The following is a 22,635-nucleotide window of genomic DNA, read 5'->3' as shown; positions in this document are numbered from 1 at the left end:
CTGTCAACAGGCTATAGTCAGAAGGCATACTTGTCAACCCCTTTTTTCTCGCTGTTTTCTGCTTACCCCATCTCTTCAATCACCTGATCAGAGATAGAGTCCAACAGGTCCAGATCCCATATCATCTGAAGAATCGTATATCTAGCCCTTATTTCTTTGCAGTAGAGGAATGTATCCTTCAACAGCTTCCGGTCGATGCCAATTCCCTCCGGCCGGCAGGGCGCCCCCAAGCCGGACAGCAGGTCCGCCACATAGTCGGAAGTGGGCAAGGTCCGAAGCAGGGCCGAGATCTCGCTCCAGCGGCGCTCCATGGTATCGATGCGCGCTAGCCGGCCGGCGGAGGCATTCTTACCCGCCTCTTCTTCCATCTCAATCACTCCAGGGGCGGCAGGGCCGTAGGCTCTCTGGATCTCCTCGCGCCACTTGACCGGGTCATATACCTCCGCCGCCCTGCGGGCGGCATCAAAATCCACCTTCCGCTCCAGCAGCAGTTCCACCGCTTTCAGGACCAGAACAGTACCTACGCCTACCTGAGCTCCATGGGGAGCTGGCCGCTGGCCCCGCTGCTCCAGGATGGTTTCCCAATAATGAGACATATGGTGCTCACAGCCGGAGGCAGGTCTGGAATTGCCGTACAAGCTCATAGCCACACCGGTTAAGACAAGCCCCTCCATGATATCTCCCAACACCTTTGGGTCCCGTTCCTTGGCCCGACCAGCCACCGGAAGCAGGTCCTGGACACAGTTCTCCACCAGCTCCATGATCCGCTCACACTGATGCTCCCCCGTAATGATATGGGACAGCCGCCAGTCACACAGGCAGGTACATTTTCCAAGCAGATCACCCAGTCCGGCCGCTATCATTGGATAGGGGGCATTTTTCAAAATCTCTGTGTCCCCAATGACCGCAAGCGGGGTCTGTGCCTGGAAGGTGGTCTTTAGATGGTTCACATGGATGGCCGCTATGCTGGACGCGAATCCATCCATAGGGGCCGCTGTGGCAACAGTAAAGAAGGGCCTCCCTAGCTTAAAGCTGAAATACCGGGTCATATCGTTAATGGTTCCGGTGCCTACGGCCACCACCAGGTCACAGTCCTGGGGCATATGAATGACCAACTCCCCCAGGGTAGCCTCGTCAAACTCCAAATGGGTCAGTTGGATGATCTCAGCCCGGATACCCGCCTGAGCCAGGATATCCATACATTTTTGGCCAGCGATCCCATAGGTGATGTGGTCACTGACCAGATAAAGACTGTGGAACCCCAATTCCTTTACAAATTTCGGCAGGTCCGAAAGGGCATCCTTCCTCACACTTACATACTTTAAGGGAGCGCTGTGGGTCTTTCCACAGGGACAGGTAAATGTCCGATTCAAATAGTCGTTCAGCCCATGAGGAGTATGATATAATTCCATTTCTCGATTCTCCTTTTTCGCCTTTATCTCAAAAATTCATTGAGCACCGTCCCCAGCTGGCGGTAGTCGTCGATAGTATAAAATGTAAAGTCAGAGCGGTATATGCTCTCGTCATTGCCACCGGGGCCGTAGTCATCCCCCACATAGACCACTTGGTCATGGGACAGCCCCCGCTCCTCACAGTAGCGGTCTAAGGCATAATATTTACTGTATGGCCGGGGAGCCAAGTCAAAGGAGGAGGATCCACCCACATACACTGTATAGTCCAAGAACAGTTCCTTCACATAGGGGTAGATGGCTCGGCGGCGGCTCCGGTCCGGGTCAAAGGACAGCTTTTCCCTGCTGTCCGCTTCAGTTCCAAGCAGTGGGAGGGTGACACATCCAGAAGGATGGTACTCCACCGATTCCCCCGCATAGTTCATGTAACCAAACTGTCGGCGCAGCTGGTCCATTCGCCGGTCAACCGACTCCCGGTCACAGCGCACCGATATGTTCCGGACTACCTCCATCTCTCCTCGTTCCTGACAGTATTCCCATTCCTGCATCCCGTAATTGGCCAGGATATCAATGGGATAGCCGCCCATCTGTCGAAAAATCCTGGAGCCTGAACCGGCCCCCACAATTAGCAGCCGGTAGAGCTGGGCTAGACGATCCAGCACTTTTTTATTCTCCTCCCCTAAAGGGCATTTGTGCTGCGTTATCGTACCGTCCATATCAAAGGCGATCATCTGGATCCTTTTCCCCACTTTTTCTCCTCCCAGCCGCTTGCATTTTTCTGTTATTTCATTTATACTGAAACTATACACTATTGTGCATTTTTGTCAATGACCGGCGCAAAAAAGCAAAAACAATCACAAATGTTCAAGAGGAAATGATTATGTCGAGAAAGGACCGGTTGCTAAACATCCTGGATTTCTTAAATGACCACAGCTTTGTCACCGTAGATACCCTGAGCCGCCACTTCTTTATCAGTCCCCCCACGGTCTATCGAGACTTAAGGGAGCTGGAAGAACAGATGTTGATTATCCGTGGCAATGGCGGGGCAATGCGCATCTCCGCTGACAGGACCAGTATGCCGCTGGATATCCGCCGGACCATCCACGCCAAGGCCAAAGCCGCCATCGCCCACCGGGCCATGGAGCTAGTCCGCCCACATACCTTTCTCTTTTTGGACGCCTCCTCCACCACTGGCTATCTCATTGACTGCTTCAGTCCCAGTTTGGATCTGACTGTACTCACAAACGGGGTTTCCGCCGCGGTACAACTTACACAGAGGGGGATCCGAACCTATTATACTGGCGGCCGCTTTTTTGGCAGTTCTACTGCGGCCGGGGGCAAGATATCCTATGACTCTTTGGACCGCTTTCATATTGATATGCTTTTTTTCTCCTGTTATGGTGTAGAGCCCAAAGGGGCCATTGTTGATCCCTCTGAGGAGGAAACGCTTCTGCGCCGCCACCTTCTTCGCCGGCCGATCACAAGCGTCTTTTTGTGTGATGGGAGCAAATTTGGCAAGGGATCCATTTTTCGGGTCGCTTCTTTAGATCAGGTGGACTATATGGTCACCGATTCCCCGCTCCCCCCCGCCTACCCATTGCCCCGTCGGGGCATTCTGGTCGCCTCTCAGGACGGAACATAAACAGGCGGCGGAGCGGATCACCCGGACAGGTGTTCCAGCTCCACCGCCTTTTTTGTCTCAAAACGCGCTTGATCCGCCCTTCTGCCTGTTCACTTCTCCTCAACTAAGATTATTTCCTTTTTGGGGGAAGGATAAGATTCTGGCACCGGGCTGTCGGTAATCATATAGTCTATCTCTGATAGAGACGCGATATTATATACCGCTGAGTGGCCAAATTTACTCCCATCGCATAGAAACACGCTGACCGCCGCGTTTTTCAGCAGGAAAGCCCTCAACTCCGTTTCTTTCTCTGAGGTATCCACGATCATTCCCTTCTCATTTACTCCTGATGCTGAGAAGAACATTACGTCGATATTAAAGTTCGCGGCTGTTTCAATGGCCATGGCCCCCCCCACAGAGGAGGAGCTTCCGATTACCTCGCCCCCAAGGCAGTAGGTTCGCAGGCCCAGGCTTTTCAAATGGGCGCCAGTCGTCAAGCTGTTGGTAATGACAATGATATCAGGACGCCCTTTTAAATAGTCGCACAGATAAGAAGCAGTGGTGGAACCGTCGAGAAAGACCACCATATTGTTAAGAGCAAATTTTACGGCCTCCCGGGCCAAAAGATTCTTTTTCTTGTAGTTGACGCTCTTTCGGAAGTCCACCGGAGCTATCACATTCTCCGTCGGAATGTGCATAGCTCCGCCGTGATTGCGAATGATCAGCTTTCGGCGGGCCAGCTCAGTCAGATCACGCCGGATAGTAGGCATACTAACCAAAAGGCTTTTGCTCAGTTCCTCTACCGTGGCAAATTCCTTCTCCGCCAGGACCTTTAGTAGTTTTTGATGTCGTTCTTCTTTCAGCATAGTCCCCTTCTCCATGAGCGAAAATGATTTTTTATTGTTCTATATTAACACTGTTGACAGAAATGCTCACTTCAGTTATTATAGTGGCTATAAAATATGTACAAATCACGAGCCATTTTCCTCCCTTTTGTTTATATATTAACAAAAGGAAATGTTGAAGTCAATGCGCTTGTCTTGTTTCCCTTTCGTTTCTGTTCGAATACCCAGGAGGTCCTGAAATGTGAAAATAGACGCCAACCATTTGAGCGGCCCCTGCTCTTGCGGCGGGGAACACCTCCTTGCGACCCAGATATGTGTCATTCAGGAAGGGGCTCTTTTCCATCTGGAGGAAATTCTTTCCAGCATTCCCGTTGTTGGAAAGCGTTGTGCGGTCTACGATGAAAATACTTACCGCGCCATCCCAAATTCCATACACCCTAGAGCGGAGCAGGAAATCATCCTATCCCCCTCTGGGCTCCATGCCGATGAGAACTCTACCGCCAGCGTGTTAGCTCGTCTGGAACCAGATATTCAAGTGATGCTGGCCATTGGCGGGGGTACTGTCCACGATATCACCCGCTATTGCTCGACGGAGCGGGGTATTCCATTCATTTCTATCCCTACCGCCGCCAGTTGCGATGGTTTCTGCTCCAATGTGGCGGCCATGACTTGGCATGGATATAAAAAAACGATACCCTGTCAGGCACCGCTCCTTGTCGTGGCCGATCTTGATGTGATCTCCGCCGCCCCCTGGCGGCTCACCGCAAGCGGGATTGGCGATATGCTGGGCAAATTCATTGCTTTGACTGATTGGCGCATCTCCCATCTCCTCACTGGAGAAAAGCTTTGCCCAGTCATCTATCAAATTATGGAGGATGCTGTTGACAGCATTTGGACCAGATGCCGCGACCTGCGCAGCGGCGGCTCCGCCGCTTACGAGGCGGTAGTCTACGGGCTTTTGATGAGCGGACTTGCCATGCAGATGATTGGCACCTCCCGCCCTGCCTCTGGAGCGGAACACCATGTATCCCATTTCATTGAGGTGGAGCCAGCGGCCCTGCGCACTCATAGCAGCGCTCTCCACGGAGAGAAGGTTGGCGTCGGCACGCTTCTCATCGCTCAGGAATATCAGCGCCTATCCCAGATAGAGAACATCGCCTCACTGGCGCTGCCCTATGCCCCTGTGTCAGATGAGCGGCTGATGGAAGTGTTTGGCCCCAGGCTTTTCTCCGCCTGCCGGGAGGAAAACCTCCATGACTGTCTGGCCCAGGTAACGCCGGAGCGGCTGATACAGCAGTGGCCTCAGATACGGCAAATCATTGCGAAGATCCCTCCCGCCGCTCAGATCCATCAGTTTTTAACGGACCTGAAGGCAAGTGCCTCCCTGTCTGACCTGGGCGTCCCTGAAGCGGCTCTGGAACTGATTTTGGAGTCCTCCCCTCTGATCCGGAACCGGCTCACTTTTATGCGCGTCCGGCGGATGATCCGCCATTAAAAGATAAAAAAGCAGATACAGACAAAAAGCAGACCGCCTGCCGGCCATGTGTGTATTTGAGAGGAGAATGTACTGTGAGTGTGACCATTTCGATCAAGCACGCCTTAAAGAAGTACGGGGAGAATGTGATAATCCCTGACCTGAACCTAGATATCAAGGAGGGAGAATTCTTCACTCTGCTGGGGCCCTCTGGCTGTGGTAAAACCACCCTGCTTCGGATGATCGCCGGTTTTAACTCCATCGAGGGAGGAGACTTCTATTTCAGCGATCGACGCATCAATGACCTGGATCCCGCTAAACGCAACATTGGCATGGTGTTTCAAAACTACGCCATCTTCCCCCACATGACTGTGCGTAAAAATGTGGAGTTCGGTCTGAAGAACAAAAAGCTCCCAAAAGCTGAAATTGCCTCCAAAACCGACGAGTTCATGAAGCTGATGCAGATTGACCAGTATGCCGACCGCCTGCCGGAACGTCTGTCTGGCGGACAGCAGCAGCGTGTTGCTCTAGCTCGTGCCCTGTGTATCCAGCCCGACGTTCTGCTTTTTGATGAGCCGCTCTCCAATCTGGACGCCAAGCTCCGGGTGGAGATGCGGACCGTCATCAAGAACATCCAGCACAGCGTCAATATCACTACTGTTTACGTCACCCATGACCAGGAGGAGGCCATGGCCGTTTCCGACCGGATCGCTGTCATGAAGGATGGCGTTATCCAGCACGTCGGAACGCCCAAGAATATCTACCAGCGGCCTGCCAACTTGTTCGTATCTACCTTTATTGGCCGCTCCAATGTGATGAACGCCAAGCTGGTAGTCGAGGGCGGCAGAACCTATCTGCTTACGCAGAAGGGGCATCGGGCCGAGATCCAGAACGTGATGGACCAATACCGCCAGAACCAGGACGTGATCATGTCCGTCCGGCCGGAGGAATTCCTGCTCACCCAGGATGCCACTGTGGATGGCATTGACGGAGTGGTGGATGACTGTGTGTTCCTCGGCCTGAACACACACTATTTTGTCCATTTGGATTCCGGCGAGGAAGTGGAGATCATCCAGGAGTCCTCTATCGACAGCATCATCCGCCCTGGCACTCACATTAAGCTGCAGCTAAACACAGAAAAAGTCAATGTGTTCACCGCCGATGGCTCCGCCAATATCCTCACCGGCGTGTGCAACGACTGCGCTGCATCCTGACAGAGGAGGGCGCATAGTATGACAGTAAAAAAGAAAAAGTTTGAGCTATGGACGGTGGTCTCTCTGGTCCTGCTGGCCACCTTCCTGCTCTTCCTGGTCTACCCCATGTTTGGTCTGCTGAAGCAGTCAGTCATCACACCCGAGGGCCAGTTCTCCCTGGCGGAGTTCACCAAATTTTTCAGCAAGTCCTACTACACAGACACCATGGTCAACAGTATGCTGGTGACCGTCTCCGTCACCGCAGTCTCCCTGATCCTGGGCATCCCCATCGCCTATTTTTACTCCTTTTATAAGATTAAGGGTGCCAAAGCCCTGTTTGTCATCTCCATCTTGTGCTCCATGTCCGCCCCCTTCATCGGGGCCTACTCCTGGATCATGTTGTTGGGCCGTTCCGGCGTCATTACCCAGTTCCTGCTTGGTCTAGGCATTGACATTGGAAGCATCTATGGCTTTAAAGGTATCTTGTTGGTCCAGTCGCTCAAGTTCTTCCCCCTGGTGTTCATCTATATGAACGGCGCATTCAAGAATATCGACAACACCTTGATGGAGGCCTCCGCCAACATGGGCTGCACTGGTGTCAGCCGTCTGTTCCGCATCGTGCTGGCTCTGTCCATGCCCACCATCCTAGCCGCGGGCCTGATGGTGTTCATGCAGGCCTTTGCCGACTTCGGCACCCCTATGCTCATGGGCGAGGGCTTCCAGACCTTCCCCGTGCTGATCTACAACCAGTACCTGGGTGAGGGCGGCCAGAACTTCAACTTCGCCGCAGCCCTTGCTATGATTGCGGTCATTATCACCGCTGTGGTCTTCGGCATTCAGAAGTTCGCCACCAGCCGCTTCAAGTTTTCCATGAACGCCCTGCACCCCGTGGAAAAGAAGGACGCCAAGGGCCTGTCCGGTTTCCTGATGCATCTGTACTGCTATGTGCTGGTGGCTGTGGCCTTCCTGCCCCAGCTGTACATTATCTACCTGTCCTTCCGCAACTGCTCTGGCGCTGTCTTCAAGCCCGGCTTCTCTCTGGGCAACTACGAGGCCGCCACCAAGAAGCTGCTGGGCCGCTCTATTAAAAACACCACCGTTATGGGTATCCTGGCACTGGTCATCATCATCGTGATCGCGGTGCTCATCGCCTATCTGGTGGTCCGCCGCTCCAGCGCCCTGAACAACACCATCGATACTCTGTCTATGCTGCCCTACATTATGCCAGGCGCTGTCATTGGCTTGGCCCTGCTGATTGCTTTTGGCAAGAAGCCCTTTGCCCTCACCGGTACCATGACCATCATGATCATCGCCCTGGTCATCCGCCGTCTGCCCTACACCATCCGTTCAGCAACGGCCACGCTGATGCAGATCTCCATGAGTATCGAGGAAGCAGCCATCAGCCTAGGCGCCTCCAAGGCCAAGACCTTCGTAAAAATCACCGTCCCCATGATGGCAAACGGCATCTTCTCCGGCGCCATCCTCAGCTGGGTAGCCATTGTGACGGAGCTTTCCTCCTCCATCATCCTATATAACCAGAAGAGCATTACCCTGACTATGTCCACCTATGTGGCCATCAGCCGAGGCAACTACGGTCTGGCCGCCGCCTTCGCCGCCATCCTGACGCTGATCACCACCATCTCCCTGCTCATCTATCTGGCTGTGACCAAGTCGGAAGACGTCCGTCTCTAACCCCCTTCCCGGCTTATCTGCGGCCCTGCCGCATGTAAGTATACACCTTATTCTGAGAAGAATGAAAAGGAGAATGAACCATGAAAAAGTTACTTGCCCTTGCCCTGGCCTCTGCCATGGCCCTGTCTCTGGTTGCCTGTGGCTCCAGCGATGACAACAAGAGCGGCGGAACCTCCACCCCCAGCACCGGATCCAGCACCAGCACTGGTGCCGGCTCCAGCGCCGAGGAGCCCGTTGAGCTGTCCGGCGACCTGGTCCTCTACTCCTCCATGACCGACCCCGACCTGGATGCTCTGATCACCTGCTTCAATGAGAAATACCCCGATATTGAGGTGGAGGTCGTCAACGGCTCCGCCGGCGAGCTGACCACCCGTCTGACTGGCGAGGCATCCAACCCCGTGGGCGACCTGGTCTGGGGCGGCATGGCCGACTCCGACGGCGACCGCTACGCTGACATCTTCGAGTCCTGGGTCTCCGTGCATGATGCCGAGAATATGCCCGGCTACACCTCCCCCAACGGCCTGTACTCCATGGACCATCTGTCCACTGTCGTCTTCTGCATCAACAAGGATCTGGAGGCCGAACTGGGCCTGGAGATCAACTCCTACGAGGACCTGCTGGATCCCAAGCTGAAGGGTCAGATTGTCACCGCCGATCCCAACAGCTCCTCCTCCGCCTGGAACAACCTGTCCAACATCATGGCCGTCTACGGTATGGACTCCGACGAGGCCTGGGCCTACATCGAGAAGCTGATGCCCAACCTGGTCATCGCCGGCTCCTCCTCCGCTGGCTTCAAGAGCGTCCAGCAGGGCGAGTACGCCGTGGGTCTGACCTACGAGGACGGCGCTGTTACCCTGATCAAGGATGGCGCTGACAACATCCGTCTGCAGTACCCCGAGGAGGGCACCTCCGCCACCGCTTTCGGCGTGGCTCTGGTCAAGAACGGCCCCAACCCCGAGAACGCCAAGGCTATGATCGACTTCATCTGCTCCGCCGAGGGTCAGACCGCTCTGGCCGCCTATCAGGAGGGCACCCTGCGCTACACCAACGCCAACTATGAGGCTCCCGAGAATGCCTGGCTGGCCCCCTCCTCCGACATCAAGTGGGTGGACCGCGATGTGTCTTACCTGACTGAAAATAAGGACGCCATTCTGGAGCACTGGAATGAGCTGTGGGCTGAGGTCATGGGCTAATCCCTTTTTGGGGAAACACCTAGCTAACCTCTTCGTTTTACCTTGTAAGGATCGGGGTGGTCAGTGTTCTGACCACCCCGGTCTTTCTTGATACATCAGGGAGGATCTATTTATGCTGGAAACACTGAAACGGGAGGTCTGCGACGCCAATCTGAAGCTGGTAGAGTATGGCCTTGTTATTCTTACCTGGGGGAATGTTTCCGCTCTGTCTGAGGACGGCAAATTCGTCGTCATTAAGCCCAGCGGGGTGGATTATTCCTCCATGTGTCCAGAACAGATGGTCGTCACCGATCTGTCCGGAACCGTGGTGGAGGGCGAGCTTCGCCCCTCCTCCGACCTATTGACCCACCTAGAATTGTACCGTAGCTTTGCTGGCGTAGGCGCCGTGGTTCACACCCACTCTCCTTATGCTACGGCGCGGGCTCAGGCAGAACTGGATCTGCCGTGCTATGGAACTACTCATGCCGACTCCTTCTACGGTGCCATCCCCTGCACACGCCACCTGACCAAGCAGGAGGTGGACCAAGCGTATGAGGCCAATACCGGCCTTGTCATCGCAGAGACCTTTCGCCATCGGAAATTGGACCCCATGGCCATCCCAGGAGTGTTAGTATGCAAGCATGGTCCCTTCTCCTGGGGCGCCAACTGCAAAAAAGCTGTGGAAAATGCCCTTATCCTGGAGGAAACAGCCCGCATGGCATTGATTACGACCCAGTTCTCCCCCCAGGCCGAGCCAGCTCCCCAGTATCTTTTGGATAAGCACTATTTCCGGAAACATGGGGCCAACGCCTACTACGGGCAAAATTAACCTTTGAGCTGTTCTTGAAAGGGCGGTGAGCCTATGATCGAAGCATTGGACTATTTCCGAGAGCTGAATACAGTATCTGTTTTGCTGAGGCTGACGCTCGCCATGCTGCTCGGTGGTATGATAGGTCTGAACCGGGGTCGTAAACGGCGGCCGGCTGGCTTTCGCACCTATATGCTGGTATGCCTTGGCGCCGCCCTGACCATGATCCTGGGGCAGTACGAGCACTATATCCTCAACACCCTCTGGGAAGGACGCTATGGCCTGCGCACCGATATTTCCCGCATCGGCGCCCAGGTTATCAACGGCATCGGCTTTTTAGGTGCCGGGACCGTTCTGGTCACTGGAAAGCAGGAGGCAAAGGGCCTGACCACTGCCGCCGGTCTGTGGGCTTCGGCCTCCATGGGGTTGACCATTGGAGCTGGCTTCTACGAGTGTGTGGCTCTGGCATTTCTGCTGATCTTTCTTGCAGTCTGGCTGCTCCCCCGTCTGGAAGTTTTTATCATAGAGCGCTCCCGAAACATCAATATCTACGTGGAGTTCACCTCACTAGATGATATTGGTCAAATCATTGCCTGCATCAAAGCCCATAACTCCCATATTTATGATGTTGACATCAACCGTGACAAGGAGAGGGCTCGCCCCAGTGCCATTCTCTCCATCCGGCTGGAGGAGCGGATGCCCCACACCAAGCTTCTGGCTGATATCTCGGCGCTGGACTGCATTTATTCCATTGAAGAAACATGAGGGGGGAAGCCGCCGTGTTATCCATATTTCATGAATTGCGTGATGTCACCCTGCTCTCTGTCGCTCTGCGTATGCTGCTGGCTTCTCTCTGTGGTGGAGTCATCGGCATCGAGCGAGAGTATAAACGCCGTCCAGCCGGCTTCCGCACCCATATTCTGATCTGCCTGGGTGCCGCCATCACTACTCTGACAAGCCAGTATCTCTATATGTACATGGGCTATGATACAGATATTTCCCGCTTGGGGGCCCAGGTAGTGGCCGGAATCGGCTTTATCGGAGCTGGCACAATTATTGTCACCCGTCGTCAGCGGGTCAAGGGGCTCACCACCGCCGCCGGCCTCTGGACCACTGCCATTGTTGGTCTGGCTATCGGCAGCGGGTTTTATGAAGGGGGGCTTTTCGCCACCATTCTTGTCATGATCGCCGAGTTGGTTTTCTCCAAGTTAGAATACCGCATCCTAAACCATGCCCCCGAAATCAACCTGTACATGGAATACACAGATTCCCAATGTCTGGACCAGGTATTAGTCCTGTTCCGGGATCTGGCCGTGAAGGTGCGAAACATGGAAATCACCCGTTCAACCGGCAGCGAGCGCCATAATGCCTGCGCCATCTTTACTCTGGCGCTCAATAAAAAGCACACTGTAGAAAGTGTGCTCAACTCAGTGCTCATGGTAGAGGGAGTTATTTCCGTGGAAGAGCTGTGACCCTGAAAGCCCATCTCTGCTTCCGGCCATATGGACAGTAAGTCTTACATCGTGGGAGAGGTAACGCAAAAGAGTTACCTCTCCCACAATCTTTTAAGGTCACAGGGACCTCGCTATGCTGTCGTAGCAGATGTGAGGCGTGGGTTTTGCCTGTTAGCGCCGGATCAAATACCTTTTCCCGCACAATAATGAAAGAAGCAGTGGAGCCAGGACAGGGATAACGTCAACTTTCTTTGTTGCGCTTAAGCATATTCCAAACAGTAGACCGGCACACGTCTACCCGCTTTGCGGCCCGGCAACGGTTGCCCGCTTCTTCCTCTAATACGAGACGCACGATGTCGTAATTGATAGCCTCCAAACTCTGATTTAGATTGACGGCGGCGAAGCCTCGAGGCAGCAACTGACTGCGTTGAGGAAGTTCCTCACGAATTAACTTGCGGACTTCTTCTGCCTGGATATAGGGACCGGGGGTAGTAAGCATCAAGGTGCGCATCATGCGACTAAGTTGGGCCAAATTTCCATCAAATCCAAATTGCTGGAACAGAGCCATGGCCTCGGAGGCAAATCCAATAATTCCTTTTCCCAGCTCCATATTCAGCTGATTAATATACAACGCGGTGATACCCGGTATATCCTGACGGCGCTGACGCAAGGCAGGCAGACGCAGTACAACAGTAGAAAAATGATTTTTCAGATATGTAAGCACATATTCATCTTCTATATCAGGGCGGTCCAGCACACCAGAAAACAATAGACGGTTACGTTGGCACAGATTGCTTTGCTCCATAAAACGGAACAGCTCCTCCGCAGTTTCATTTTCCAGCCGATCCACTGAGCGTAGATAAATAGTAATTCCTGTGCGAAAGAACGGCGAACTGTCCCGGCTGAGAAGCGCCTTCCATCGCCGGGGAGTTAGCACCTGGCAGTCCACTGTCACCATCATCCGCTCATGAAAGGGCCCATTCCGGTATAGGATAGAGGCCACCGTGTCTTTTCCCGTTCCAGTCTCTCCGAGGATCAGAACGGGCCAGATACTCTGGTAATAGGCGGGTATCCTTCGGCCGATCTCCCCTACCAGCACCGCACACCCCACTCGAGATACATCGTTAAATAAGGGTTCGTTTCGGTGCGTGATGGTTACTCCCTTTCCCGTCTCCACAGGCATAGTCTGTGCCTGCCGCACCTGAATACACAGACATCGTTGTCCACAATGCTCCAATCCAAATGCCGACAGAAACAGCAGCTCTCCCTTCCATTCTAATTCTCGCTGCACGGGCTCATTTCCCACAGTCAGACAGGGAAGCATCATTTGTATCTGCTCCACCAGGCCCACCCAACCCGGTTGCTGCTCTAGGTTGGAGAAAATTAGTCTTCCGCCAGGTGTAAACAGAGATGTACCGGGCGCCAACACCCCTAGTAACTTTTGCAGCGCAGCGTTCTGCTTCTGAAAGTGTCCATATTTTGCGCACACATGGACGGCCTCATCAAAAGCGGCCGCAATGCTGGCCTCATCAGACGAGAGAAACATGGCGTTCATACCTAGTTCTTCAGCGTTGACCATACTCACCCGATCACACAGGATCAGTTCTACTCCCTGGTCCCGTAATCTCTGCAGCTCCCCCTTGATGTCGCTCTCAGCAGTGATGGTACATACCGTAAAATCATACTGCATCATAGCCGAAAGCTGCACCGCGCACTCCGTGATGCCGGAAAAGCCTACTACCGCAAACTTTTCTAAGTAATGCTGCGCTGACTTCAGACAGCGCAGCACATCATATACTGATACATCAATCTCCACTACCGGGATAGACGCGGCTGTACGCAACAATTCCGCTGTGCCCCCTCTGGAAACGATAGCATCATAGCGGTAATCAGGCTCCTCCCGTAATACCTCAAGGCAAGTCTTATAGTTACCCAGCTTTACAGTCAATTCAATATCATTGCGATTCTGTCCTACTTGTTTCATAACAGATGCCATACCCCAATAAGGCGCAATGGCCAAAATCTTGATCTTGTCCATCTCCGTCCCCTCCATCCGTCTAAATTTCAAACATTTTTTGATATTTTAACATATAGAATCACTTTTGAAAAGAAAAAATAATTCATTTTGTTTAAAAAATAGTCATTTTTTCTCATTTTCCATGTTGTTACTTTCTTTTCTAAGCTACTATACTCTATACAGTGGTAGTCCATAACGACGGATATACCAAAGAGTGTATCTCTGCGCATGAGATTCGATGTTGTCTGATTACTTTTCAAGGGAGGAACGATATTTTGAACTACCAAATTGATTTGCTAACCAAAGTATTTCCTGGCAAGTCCAGTGCCGGTGCGCTGGGACTGAGTACCTGCGCACTACTTCGTGCCCCGGGACACACCCTCCTGTTTGACACAGCGGCTCATGGGGTTATTAAGACCATCCAAAATTCTCTGGCAAGATTGGAGGTCGCACCAGAGACTGTGGACACTATTTTTCTCAGCCATATGCACTATGACCATCTGAACAATGCAGCCTATTATCCAAACGCCCAAATCATTGTGGGGCGCAGTGAATGGGAATACGCTACCACCTCCAAGGACGAGTGGACCCCATTAGAGAGCGTGCTGTACTTACAACATTGCCGTCAAGTGCGTCTGGTAGATGATGGTGAGGAAATCCTACCTGGAATCCGAGCAATCTGGACTCCGGGCCACACGCCAGGACACATGAGTCTGGCCGTTGACACTCCGAAGGGTGTAGTAGTCCTGGCTGGCGACGCAGTGAAAAACCGCAGTGAACTGGAATTGGAGTATTCCGACCAGTATGTAGATCAGCAAGCCAGCACCGCCAGCATCAAAAAGATTAAGTCGATGGCTTATAAGGTTTTGCCTGGCCACGACGGCTATTTGCTGGTTCAGGACGGAAAAGTCGTTCCTGAGCAAGAATTGGTTTTGGACATTATGCTTCCGCGCGGATGTATGGACGGCGACAACGGCGTATACCATCTGTCAGTAAAGTAATTGAGAAAGGAGCGTGTATCTTCTATGGACAATACTCCGGTTATGATTTTCGGTATTATTTTCGCCTTTGTCCTTTTGGCCTATATGTGTATGAAGGGCTGGAGCGTCTTTATTTCTGCCCCCATTTGTGCTATCATTGTTTCTATCACCTCCGGGATGAACCCCCTAACCTCTATTACCGATACCTTTTTGTCCGGTACTGGAAATTATCTGGCCCAGTGGTTTGGGCTATTTATGCTAGGCGCTCTATTTGGTAAGATTATGGAGGCTTCGGGAGCGGCCGCCTCCATTGCCCGCTCTGTTACCGAACTGATTGGCCCTCAAAATGCTGTACTGGCTGTAATCCTGGCAACTTCTGTAATGACCTATGGCGGCATCAGCCTATTTGTAGTGGTATTTGTGGTCTATCCTTTTGCAGTGGATTTGTTTAAAGAAGCTGACTTACCCAAACGTCTGCTTCCTGGCTGTATTGCCACTGGTGCTTTCAGCTATACCGCCATGGCTATTCCCGGGTCTCCCCAAAATCAGAACATCATTCCTACCAATTATTTTGGAACTGACCCTACCGCCGCCCCCGTCTTGGGCTGCATTGTCGCTATCTACATTTTAGTTGTCAGCGTTTTGTATATGAATCACCGCGCCAATCAGGCCCGGAAAAATCAGGAGCACTTTGTAGCCAGCGAAAAGGATCTGGCTATTATGGAGTCCACCAAAAATATGTCCTTACCCAATGTGTGGTTGTCCATCCTCCCTTTGCTGGTAGTGGTATGTACTATCATCTTCGTGAAGTGGAATACCATGGTCTGCCTATTGCTGGGCGTACTTTTGGCCACTCTGCTGTTCTTCCCTCGGTTGAAGGGATGTATGCGTGAAACATTCAATCAAGGCGCTGCCAACTCCATGACCGCTATCATGAACACCTCCCTTACAGTTGGTATGGGCAATGTGATCCAAGCCTCTGCGGCCTTTACTATTATTTGTAACGCCATTGATACTCTTTCCAGCGGAAATGGGCTGATCTACGAGTTTATTTCTGTCAATATCCTGGCTGGAGTTACTGGTTCTGCTTCCGGCGGTCTGAGTATTGCCCTAGAAACCTTATCCGAGCGCCTGCTGGCCACCGGTCTCAACCCAGAAATTCTTCACCGTGTAGCTTCCATCTCCGCTAATGGCTTAGACTCCATGCCCTGGTGTGGAGCGGTCATGACCATGTTTGCCGTATGCGGCGTCACTCACAAAGACTCCTATCGTGATGTGGCAGTAGTTAATATTGCTATTACCGCCAGTGGTGCTATTCTGGCTATCATTTTGGGATCCATGGGTGTTTGCTGATGTCCTGCTTTGGCCAAGCTATACGGCCTTTACAAGTATTTTTTTAGAAGGGATGCTGTTATGCTTCGAAAAAGTCTTATTATCAATCCCACTGATACTGTGGCCATGGTTCTAGAGGATGCCCTCAAGGGGGACACTATCCAGACTCCTCAGGGGCAAACTGTCACTTTGTTGTCTGATGTGGAGTTTGCTCACAAGGTCAGCATTTTGGATCAGAAAAAGGGTGATCCCGTCATAAAATACGGGGAGGAGATCGGCTATCTATTGGAAGATACTCCGGCTGGTAGTTGGATTCATACCCATAATATGGACTGCGACCGTGGCACAAAATAAGGAGGGCCCTTCACTATGGAAACAACATTTATGGGATACCGTCGTCCTGACCACACAGTGGGCGTAAGAAACTATTTGGCAATCATTCCATCTGTTTTCTGCGCCAATACTACAGTGGAAAAAATTGCTTCTCAGATTCCCGGTTCCGTTCCAATGCCTCATGTAGTAGGCTGTGCTCAGGTGGGCTTTGACTTGGAGCTGACTGCCAGGACTTTGAAATCTATGGCCTGTCATCCTAACGTAGGCGCTGTATTAATTATTGGCCTAGGTTGCGAACGATTTAATCCCCAGGAGTTGCTGGATGCTGTTCGGGAAACACAAAAGCCTGTGGCTATGTTTATTATCCAAAACGAGGGAGGTACCAGCGCTACTATCCGCCGGGCCGTTGAAGCCGGGAAGGAAATGAAAGCAACGCTGGATCAGATGAAGCGAGAGCCCTGCCCCTTGTCCGCCTTGATGGTAGCCACCAAATGTGGAGGTACCGATGCTACCAGCGGCTTGGCTGCCAACCCAGCCGTGGGATGTGCGATGGACCGTCTGGTTGCAGCTGGAGGCAGTGCTATCCTTTCAGAGTGTAACGAGCTGCTTGGTACCGAGGACTATTTGGCCCGGCGGGCGGTTAGCCCAGAAGTGGCAAGAAAGGTCTATGATGCCATCTACGGAATTGAAGATGTACTGCGCAGCGGCCTGGATCCGACTTTGCCTGCCAACAGAAATTTCCTTATTTCCCGTGGCAACTTCGATGGGGGAGTGAGCAGCATCGTGGAAAAGGCCCTAGGCGGTGTACACAAGTCTGGTACCTCGCCTATCGTGGACGTCATCGAATATGCTACCCGCCCCGAATTAGATAAACATGGTTTATTCCTAATGGATTACGAGAGTCATGATGGAGAAGTAGTCACCGGTATGATTGGCTGCGGTGCCCAGCTTGTGGCATTTACCACCGGCCGGGGAAATCCTACCGGCCACCCAATCGCCCCAGTAATCAAGATCACGGGCAACTCCAGAACCTTCCACAGCATGGAAGAAAACTTTGACTTTGACGCCAGTTCGATCATCTCTGAAGGTCGGCCTGTGGATGAAGTAGGCCATCAACTGCTGGATTTGATTGTCCGGGTAGCAAGTGGTGAGTTAACCAGCGCTGAACGGTTTGGTGGCACAGAATTATTCTGTGTAGGTCGTCGTCATGGCTACCGCAGAAAGACCCGCGAAGAGCTCTGGGCAGGCCATAGTTGTCCTTTGTAATATGGAGAAATTGTTTTGCGGCCTTTTATAGCTCCATAGGCGCTACGGGATAAGATCAGTGAGGAGAGCCTCAACCACTACAAGGGAGACGTGCTTTTCTGCGGCACCCGCAATATACATAGCACCATCAATACTACGCGGGGTGTTCACCGCGGGCAAGCACATCTCTTGTCCGGAATATTACACAGCCAAAGATTTTTAAAACCACCGGCACAGCCGGTGGTTTTTTGTTGTATTAAAAGGTTGGAGAGGCAGTTGTATGCCTCTCCCGTCTTAGCAACTGGGTTCCATCTCTATTTTCTCACATATATCCTGGGTAATAGCAGGATCAAAGAGTCCTTACCTGAACGGTTCAGGTAAGCTGAAGGGGGTGATTATTTTGGAAAAGATCCAAGTAGTAGTTACGAACTAGGTCCATGGCATCCTGAATCAAGGGAGTGAGATAACCGTTTTTCTTGTAGATCAGAGAGAGCGGAATCATCAAATCTTGGGACCGCAGGTCAAAAGCCACCAATTCCGGTCGAGACATAGCATCCTTCAGCCCAGTCTCCACCATAAAGCAGAACCCCAACCCCTTAGCCACCAGCCCCAAAGCTGTACTGTTGTTGGTAGTATAAAGCCGGTCAGGAAAAAGGAGTCGGTTTCGCTCTAGAAAATTGTTCACTTGCCGGCCCACAGTCAGGCTGCGGCTGAGAGAGATCAAACGTTGTCTACTGAGAGGCTGCAGATCGAGATGCCTACCCGCCGACCACTGATCGAGAAAGTTCTGTGTTGCCTCGTTGTAACGGTTCATCACCAGCAAAATGCGCTCATGGGCAATGACCTCCTGAACCAGGGTGTCTGGAATCCCAATCACAGCAGTGTTCATGATGGAAAAATCGACTTGCTCGTTGATCGTAAGGGTTGCCAGCTCGCTCACTGGAAATTCAAAGAGTGTCACCTGAGCCTGGGGATGCTGTGCCAAAAAATCGGGGAGAATTTCGGGAAGGAGGAGTGATCCCCGCCAAGTACCCAAGCCAATATTGAGCTCCTGACTGCGATTGCTGTTTAGACTACACAGGTCGGACTGGAGTTTCTGATACAAATGGTCGTTGCTCTCCAAATAACTCTGGTAAATACGTCCCGCTTCAGTAAGCTGAATGGGGTTCCGGGATCGGTCAAAGAGTTTGACTTCCAGGGCGTCCTCCAGCTTCGCAATGTACTGGCTGAGAGAGGACTGAGAAATATACAGCTTCTCCGCCGCTCTGGATATGCTTTTTTCTCTGGCGATGGTTAAAAAATATTCCGGATTTCGATTGATAACCATAAAATAAATCTCCTTCCCAGAGCAAAGCGGATACCTTGGGGCACTAAAAAAATTAACTTATATGTCTATGACTTTAACCATTGTATCACGATGTTGATTGACTGACAAGGAGGCACTTATCTGCTGCGCATTTGTTCTCATGAGCCATTTTTCATGCCAAATATCTTCTTATGTGTCCAAAATTAAATTTTTTTATGGACCCTCACCCTGTACAGAGCAGAAAAGGATAGCAGGATGAAAACACGCTCCGGCATATCATGCCGGAGCGCTGCTAATTGATTTCAATTTAATCGTTCGTTTTCTTATTGGGGCGCAAATAACTGAGGAGAACCACTGCAACCACCATCACCGCGGCCACAACGCCAGCTTTTGGCATGATAAAATCATAGATCCATACAGAGGCAGGACCGTTCATGATGAACAGGCAGACAACCTGAACCAACAGCATGGCGATTAAGCTTAACACAAAGACAGTCAGGCAAACAGTATATATCACATCGAGCAGCTTACAAAATCCCTTCATATCTTACCCTCCCTTAAGCGTTTGCAATAGGCAGGACTCCCAGAGCAATCAGTCCGCCCAGGATTGTAATCGGAATAACGTAATGGAACACGAGTGGGAAGAAGGTTTTACCTACGTCTTTCACATCGGCTAGGCTGCAGGCGACAAAGATCGGCGGAGAACTGGGAGGAGACGCGCCCTCAGTGGACATCCAAATGAGGAAGGCGGCCAGCGCGGCCACAGGGCTGCAGCCCACACCCACCAGAGCGGTAAAAGCCACAAGGCCCGTAGCCATGGTGGTGGCTACACCGCCCAGAGGGCCTCCAACCAACGCTACCAGAGCACCCACAATGAACACCATAACCACCTTGGGCAGATCCAAAGCGGCCAGCAGAGCACTCAGATCGTCGCCAAAGCCGATGCTGGACAAAGCGCTGCTGCCGGCGATGGCGAACAAGAACACACCGCCCACTCCAAGGAAGTTGCTCTGTGTTTCTTTCAGCAGCCCGATCCAGCCGCTGACGCTGTGAGGCAGACGCTTCCAGCCCTCAATGATGGCAATAATGCTCATAAGAATGGGGACCCAGACGACAATGCTGATAGAACCAACGCCATCTTCACCAAAGGATGGAATAGATTCCAGTACGCCAGCCAAGGGGCTCAAAGTGAGAACCAGGGGGACAATAATGCTGACAAACATCATCAGCGCGGGCCAATTTTTCTTCAGGGACTCGCCCAGAGGAAGAATTTGATCCTGTGGGGTGGCCTGAATATGGTTGCGTCCGACATAAAAGCGAACCACAAGCAGACGGTAGGCCACACACCAAAGGCCTGCAGTAAGCATGGCTACATAGAAAGTATCAATGGTGACCAGAGCAGCCACCTCGGCCATACCCAGCATCAGGAACATAGCCGAACTTGCGGGGAAAGACTGACCAGAGCCGGCGTTTCCAGCAGTCAGAGTAGCGGCAAGCTCTCTGGGCCAGCCGGTCTTAACCAGCCAGGGGATAGTAATGGTACCCACAGTCGCGGCGTTGGCGGTAGAGTTGCCTGACACCAGACCCAGCATTCCACTGGCCAGTACAGCCACATAGCCTGGGCCACCGCGCAGACGACCGACAAGGGAATTAAGAATCTCAATCAATTCACCGATAATCCCTGTTTTTGTCATGATGGCCGACATAAAGACGAACATCATAGTGGCCACGAAAATTTCGTCAGTAGCTGCCGCACAGAATGCCTCTACAACCGTTGTAATGTAATTGTCGATTCCTCCAAATGCGGCCGCAACGAGAAAGCCCAGCAACATGGCCTCTGTGATAGACCGTTTGATTACTGCGTTCCACACAATAACGACAGCCAGATACACCACAAATGCCCATACGCCAATTCCAATTTCCAAAAGAACCCCTCCTTGTTATCATACTGGTACATTCAGGTTAAGGAAGCAATACACTTCCTACTCTTCTACGGTTTCACTTTTACGCGGATAGGCAATCCCCCTTTTTCTATCTACCAATCGCCTTTTGTGTCCCCTTGCCGACCATAGTTTTGTATCGTCAGCATCCCGGTTTCAGCTGGAAGCACAAAGTCGATAGTGGCTGTCATCATAACGTGTAGTCCAACATACCCCCGGCAGGCGCAGCCTGACCGGCTCTCCGCCCCTGTGCCTCAGTATTCCATAGGGTGGTCGTTGGCTTGAATATCTGCAATATTTACAGATTGACATATAAATTTTATAACATCTTTACACGTACTAAGACGGAGCAAGTTTTCCTCTCTACCCGTATGCTGCAGGGTAACAGGAGGCTATATAATGGATATTATGCACAAACTTGTCCGCTTTTAATTGTGCATTTTCATGCTTTATGGTAGCAGTAACGAGAGATAAAGTCAATTTTAAAGTTGCCAATGGCGATATTAGTAAACTCTTATAATGCCACGGCAAGCCCGCACACTATAAGTTCTCGCTTATAGAAACATGTGCATTAAAGTATTGGAAAAGACGGTATCTATCAGGTATGCTGAAAAGCAGAACGAGGATGTTCACAGGCTGCCCGTGGCAATGCCAGACTGGGACTCAAAATCAATCAAATCTGGAAAGGAAGCAATCAGCATGGGAAAAATTTTAATTACAGAATCCGTTCACGCTGTAGGGCCTGACATTCTATCGAAAGCAGGACATCAGGCGGTCTATGCCGATCGGGATATGGATGTGATCCGCCGTGAAATCGTTGACGCGGACGCTGTCTTTGTTCGCATCATCGAGTTGCCCCAATCATTGCTGGAGACTGGGAAAAACCTGAAAATAGTCAGCAAGCACGGCGTGGGTGTGGATAACATCGACCTGGAATACTGCAAGAAGGCAGGGATCGCGGTCACCATTACCCCGGATGCCAACGGCCTGTCAGTCGCTGAACACGCCTTTGCTCTGATGATGTCCCTGTCTAAAAAAATCATTCCTGTCTCTAAGGCTTACAAGGAGATTGGATTTGCCGCTAAGAACACCTCCCCCTGCATGGAGATCTCCGGCAAGACTGTAGGCGTGGTAGGGCTTGGGAAAATCGGCACACGCTTTGCCAAAATGTGTCTCTACGGATTCGGCATGGAAGTGCTGGCTTATGACCCCTTTGTCACGGAGGCTCCTGAGGGAATTACACTGGTTTCCGACCTAAACGATCTGCTTTGCCGGTCTGATGTTGTCTCCCTCCACTGCTCCCTGGTAGATGGCACTCGTAAGATCATCAATCAAGAGCGGCTGTCCGTCATGAAGCCCTCCGCCCTACTTATCAACTGCGCACGGGGACCTCTGGTTGATGAAGCGGCATTGATCAGCGCGCTTCAGAGCGGCAAGCTAGCTGGCGCCGGCCTGGACGTCACCGATCCGGAGCCCGCCTCCCCAGACAGCCCTCTGTTCCAAATGGACAATGTCATCGTCACTCCTCACTATGCCCCCACCACCTTGGAGGCAGCCATGCGAGTATCCACGATCGCCGCAGAAAACATTGTGTCTTATCTTTCTGGCCGTGAGCCTGTGGGACGACTCATATAAGAGTTCTAAAACGTGAACAAACTCAATTATTTTTAACAGGTATACGAAGGAGGAAATAATTATGAGACTGGCAACTATCAAGTGGAACGATACGGAGATGGCCGGCATCGTAGCCAAGAACGGCATTCTTCCCATCCGCGCCCTGAACGCGGCTAAGGGCACCGCGTGGAGGACCGATA

At 51.9% G+C, this 22,635-nt stretch carries 20 protein-coding genes; 13 read left to right on the top strand and 7 right to left on the bottom strand.

All coding sequences use genetic code 11. The features are described 5' to 3' along the window. Positions 1 to 62 precede the first annotated feature (62 nt). Positions 63 to 1,412, bottom strand: a complete 1,350-nt coding sequence (locus ACEVJK_RS13255; protein ID WP_374740777.1) for a sn-glycerol-1-phosphate dehydrogenase — start codon at positions 1,410 to 1,412, stop codon at positions 63 to 65. Between the two features lie 23 nt (positions 1,413 to 1,435). Beyond that, positions 1,436 to 2,158 carry a phosphomannomutase gene (locus ACEVJK_RS13250; protein WP_240286611.1) on the bottom strand — a complete coding sequence of 241 codons (723 nt, stop codon included), beginning with the start codon at positions 2,156 to 2,158 and terminating at the stop codon, positions 1,436 to 1,438. A 131-nt stretch (positions 2,159 to 2,289) separates the two neighbouring features. Between ACEVJK_RS13250 and ACEVJK_RS13245 the strand changes: the two genes are divergently transcribed. Continuing rightward, positions 2,290 to 3,051: a DeoR/GlpR family DNA-binding transcription regulator gene (locus ACEVJK_RS13245; RefSeq protein WP_186853397.1), complete on the top strand. Its 762-nt coding sequence runs from the start codon at positions 2,290 to 2,292 to the stop codon at positions 3,049 to 3,051. Between the two features lie 89 nt (positions 3,052 to 3,140). Here ACEVJK_RS13245 and ACEVJK_RS13240 read toward each other — a convergent pair whose 3' ends face one another. After that, positions 3,141 to 3,896, bottom strand: a complete 756-nt coding sequence (locus ACEVJK_RS13240; protein WP_186853396.1) for a DeoR/GlpR family DNA-binding transcription regulator — start codon at positions 3,894 to 3,896, stop codon at positions 3,141 to 3,143. A gap of 220 nt (positions 3,897 to 4,116) precedes the next feature. Here ACEVJK_RS13240 and ACEVJK_RS13235 point away from each other — a divergent pair, with 220 nt between their 5' ends. The 7 genes from ACEVJK_RS13235 to ACEVJK_RS13205 all read left to right on the top strand — a co-directional run bounded on the left by ACEVJK_RS13235 (position 4,117) and on the right by ACEVJK_RS13205 (position 11,686). Beyond that, entirely contained in the window at positions 4,117 to 5,370 is a 1,254-nt protein-coding gene (locus ACEVJK_RS13235) for a sn-glycerol-1-phosphate dehydrogenase (protein ID WP_374740776.1), read from the top strand. Positions 5,371 to 5,444: 74 nt separating this feature from the next. Further along, a complete protein-coding gene (locus ACEVJK_RS13230) occupies positions 5,445 to 6,563 on the top strand; it encodes an ABC transporter ATP-binding protein (protein WP_147573425.1) in 1,119 nt (372 codons plus the stop codon). 18 nt (positions 6,564 to 6,581) lie between these two features. Beyond that, a complete protein-coding gene (locus ACEVJK_RS13225; RefSeq protein WP_147573426.1) occupies positions 6,582 to 8,234 on the top strand; it encodes an iron ABC transporter permease in 1,653 nt (550 codons plus the stop codon). An 80-nt stretch (positions 8,235 to 8,314) separates the two neighbouring features. Next, positions 8,315 to 9,427 carry an extracellular solute-binding protein gene (locus ACEVJK_RS13220; RefSeq protein WP_147573427.1) on the top strand — a complete coding sequence of 371 codons (1,113 nt, stop codon included), beginning with the start codon at positions 8,315 to 8,317 and terminating at the stop codon, positions 9,425 to 9,427. 112 nt (positions 9,428 to 9,539) lie between these two features. Then, entirely contained in the window at positions 9,540 to 10,235 is a 696-nt protein-coding gene (locus tag ACEVJK_RS13215; RefSeq protein WP_317246522.1) for an L-ribulose-5-phosphate 4-epimerase, read from the top strand. Between the two features lie 33 nt (positions 10,236 to 10,268). After that, positions 10,269 to 10,979: an MgtC/SapB family protein gene (locus ACEVJK_RS13210; RefSeq protein ID WP_240286607.1), complete on the top strand. Its 711-nt coding sequence runs from the start codon at positions 10,269 to 10,271 to the stop codon at positions 10,977 to 10,979. Positions 10,980 to 10,993: 14 nt separating this feature from the next. Further along, complete coding sequence (locus ACEVJK_RS13205; protein WP_240286606.1) at positions 10,994 to 11,686, top strand: MgtC/SapB family protein; 693 nt, start codon at positions 10,994 to 10,996, stop codon at positions 11,684 to 11,686. 223 nt (positions 11,687 to 11,909) lie between these two features. On the opposite strand, the gene ACEVJK_RS13200 is transcribed toward ACEVJK_RS13205, so the two are convergent. Further along, positions 11,910 to 13,706, bottom strand: a complete 1,797-nt coding sequence (locus ACEVJK_RS13200) for a PrpR N-terminal domain-containing protein (protein WP_374740775.1) — start codon at positions 13,704 to 13,706, stop codon at positions 11,910 to 11,912. A gap of 254 nt (positions 13,707 to 13,960) precedes the next feature. Between ACEVJK_RS13200 and ACEVJK_RS13195 the strand changes: the two genes are divergently transcribed. Genes ACEVJK_RS13195 through ACEVJK_RS13180 form a run of 4 tightly spaced genes read left to right on the top strand, consistent with a single transcriptional unit; the run spans position 13,961 to position 17,596 of the window. Further along, on the top strand, positions 13,961 to 14,686 hold the full coding sequence (locus tag ACEVJK_RS13195) for an N-acyl homoserine lactonase family protein (protein ID WP_340406447.1): 726 nt from the start codon (positions 13,961 to 13,963) through the stop codon (positions 14,684 to 14,686). A gap of 24 nt (positions 14,687 to 14,710) precedes the next feature. Then, entirely contained in the window at positions 14,711 to 16,018 is a 1,308-nt protein-coding gene (locus ACEVJK_RS13190) for a GntP family permease (protein WP_240286601.1), read from the top strand. A 60-nt stretch (positions 16,019 to 16,078) separates the two neighbouring features. Then, positions 16,079 to 16,351 (top strand): UxaA family hydrolase, encoded by a 273-nt coding sequence (locus tag ACEVJK_RS13185; protein WP_240286599.1) that lies wholly within the window; start codon positions 16,079 to 16,081, stop codon positions 16,349 to 16,351. 15 nt (positions 16,352 to 16,366) lie between these two features. Then, entirely contained in the window at positions 16,367 to 17,596 is a 1,230-nt protein-coding gene (locus tag ACEVJK_RS13180; RefSeq protein ID WP_186853389.1) for a UxaA family hydrolase, read from the top strand. 352 nt (positions 17,597 to 17,948) lie between these two features. Here the strand turns inward: ACEVJK_RS13180 and ACEVJK_RS13175 are convergent, their stop codons facing one another. The 3 genes from ACEVJK_RS13175 to ACEVJK_RS13165 all read right to left on the bottom strand — a co-directional run bounded on the left by ACEVJK_RS13175 (position 17,949) and on the right by ACEVJK_RS13165 (position 20,806). Further along, a complete protein-coding gene (locus ACEVJK_RS13175; protein WP_147573431.1) occupies positions 17,949 to 18,902 on the bottom strand; it encodes a LysR family transcriptional regulator in 954 nt (317 codons plus the stop codon). Between the two features lie 286 nt (positions 18,903 to 19,188). After that, a complete protein-coding gene (locus ACEVJK_RS13170; protein ID WP_147573432.1) occupies positions 19,189 to 19,425 on the bottom strand; it encodes a hypothetical protein in 237 nt (78 codons plus the stop codon). Between the two features lie 13 nt (positions 19,426 to 19,438). Continuing rightward, positions 19,439 to 20,806 (bottom strand): TRAP transporter large permease subunit, encoded by a 1,368-nt coding sequence (locus ACEVJK_RS13165; protein ID WP_147573433.1) that lies wholly within the window; start codon positions 20,804 to 20,806, stop codon positions 19,439 to 19,441. A gap of 714 nt (positions 20,807 to 21,520) precedes the next feature. On the opposite strand from ACEVJK_RS13165, the gene ACEVJK_RS13160 reads away from it, so the two are divergent. Then, the gene (locus tag ACEVJK_RS13160) at positions 21,521 to 22,456 is read left to right on the top strand and encodes a hydroxyacid dehydrogenase (protein ID WP_262670479.1); all 936 of its coding nucleotides are present in this window, start codon (positions 21,521 to 21,523) and stop codon (positions 22,454 to 22,456) included. Positions 22,457 to 22,635: the final 179 nt, after the last annotated feature.

It is taken from the genome of Flintibacter sp. P01028 (assembly GCF_041925235.1).
Lineage (GTDB): Bacteria > Bacillota > Clostridia > Oscillospirales > Oscillospiraceae > Lawsonibacter > Lawsonibacter aceti.
Note: the sequence above shows the minus strand (reverse complement) of the source record. Positions and strands in the feature narration are given on the sequence as shown.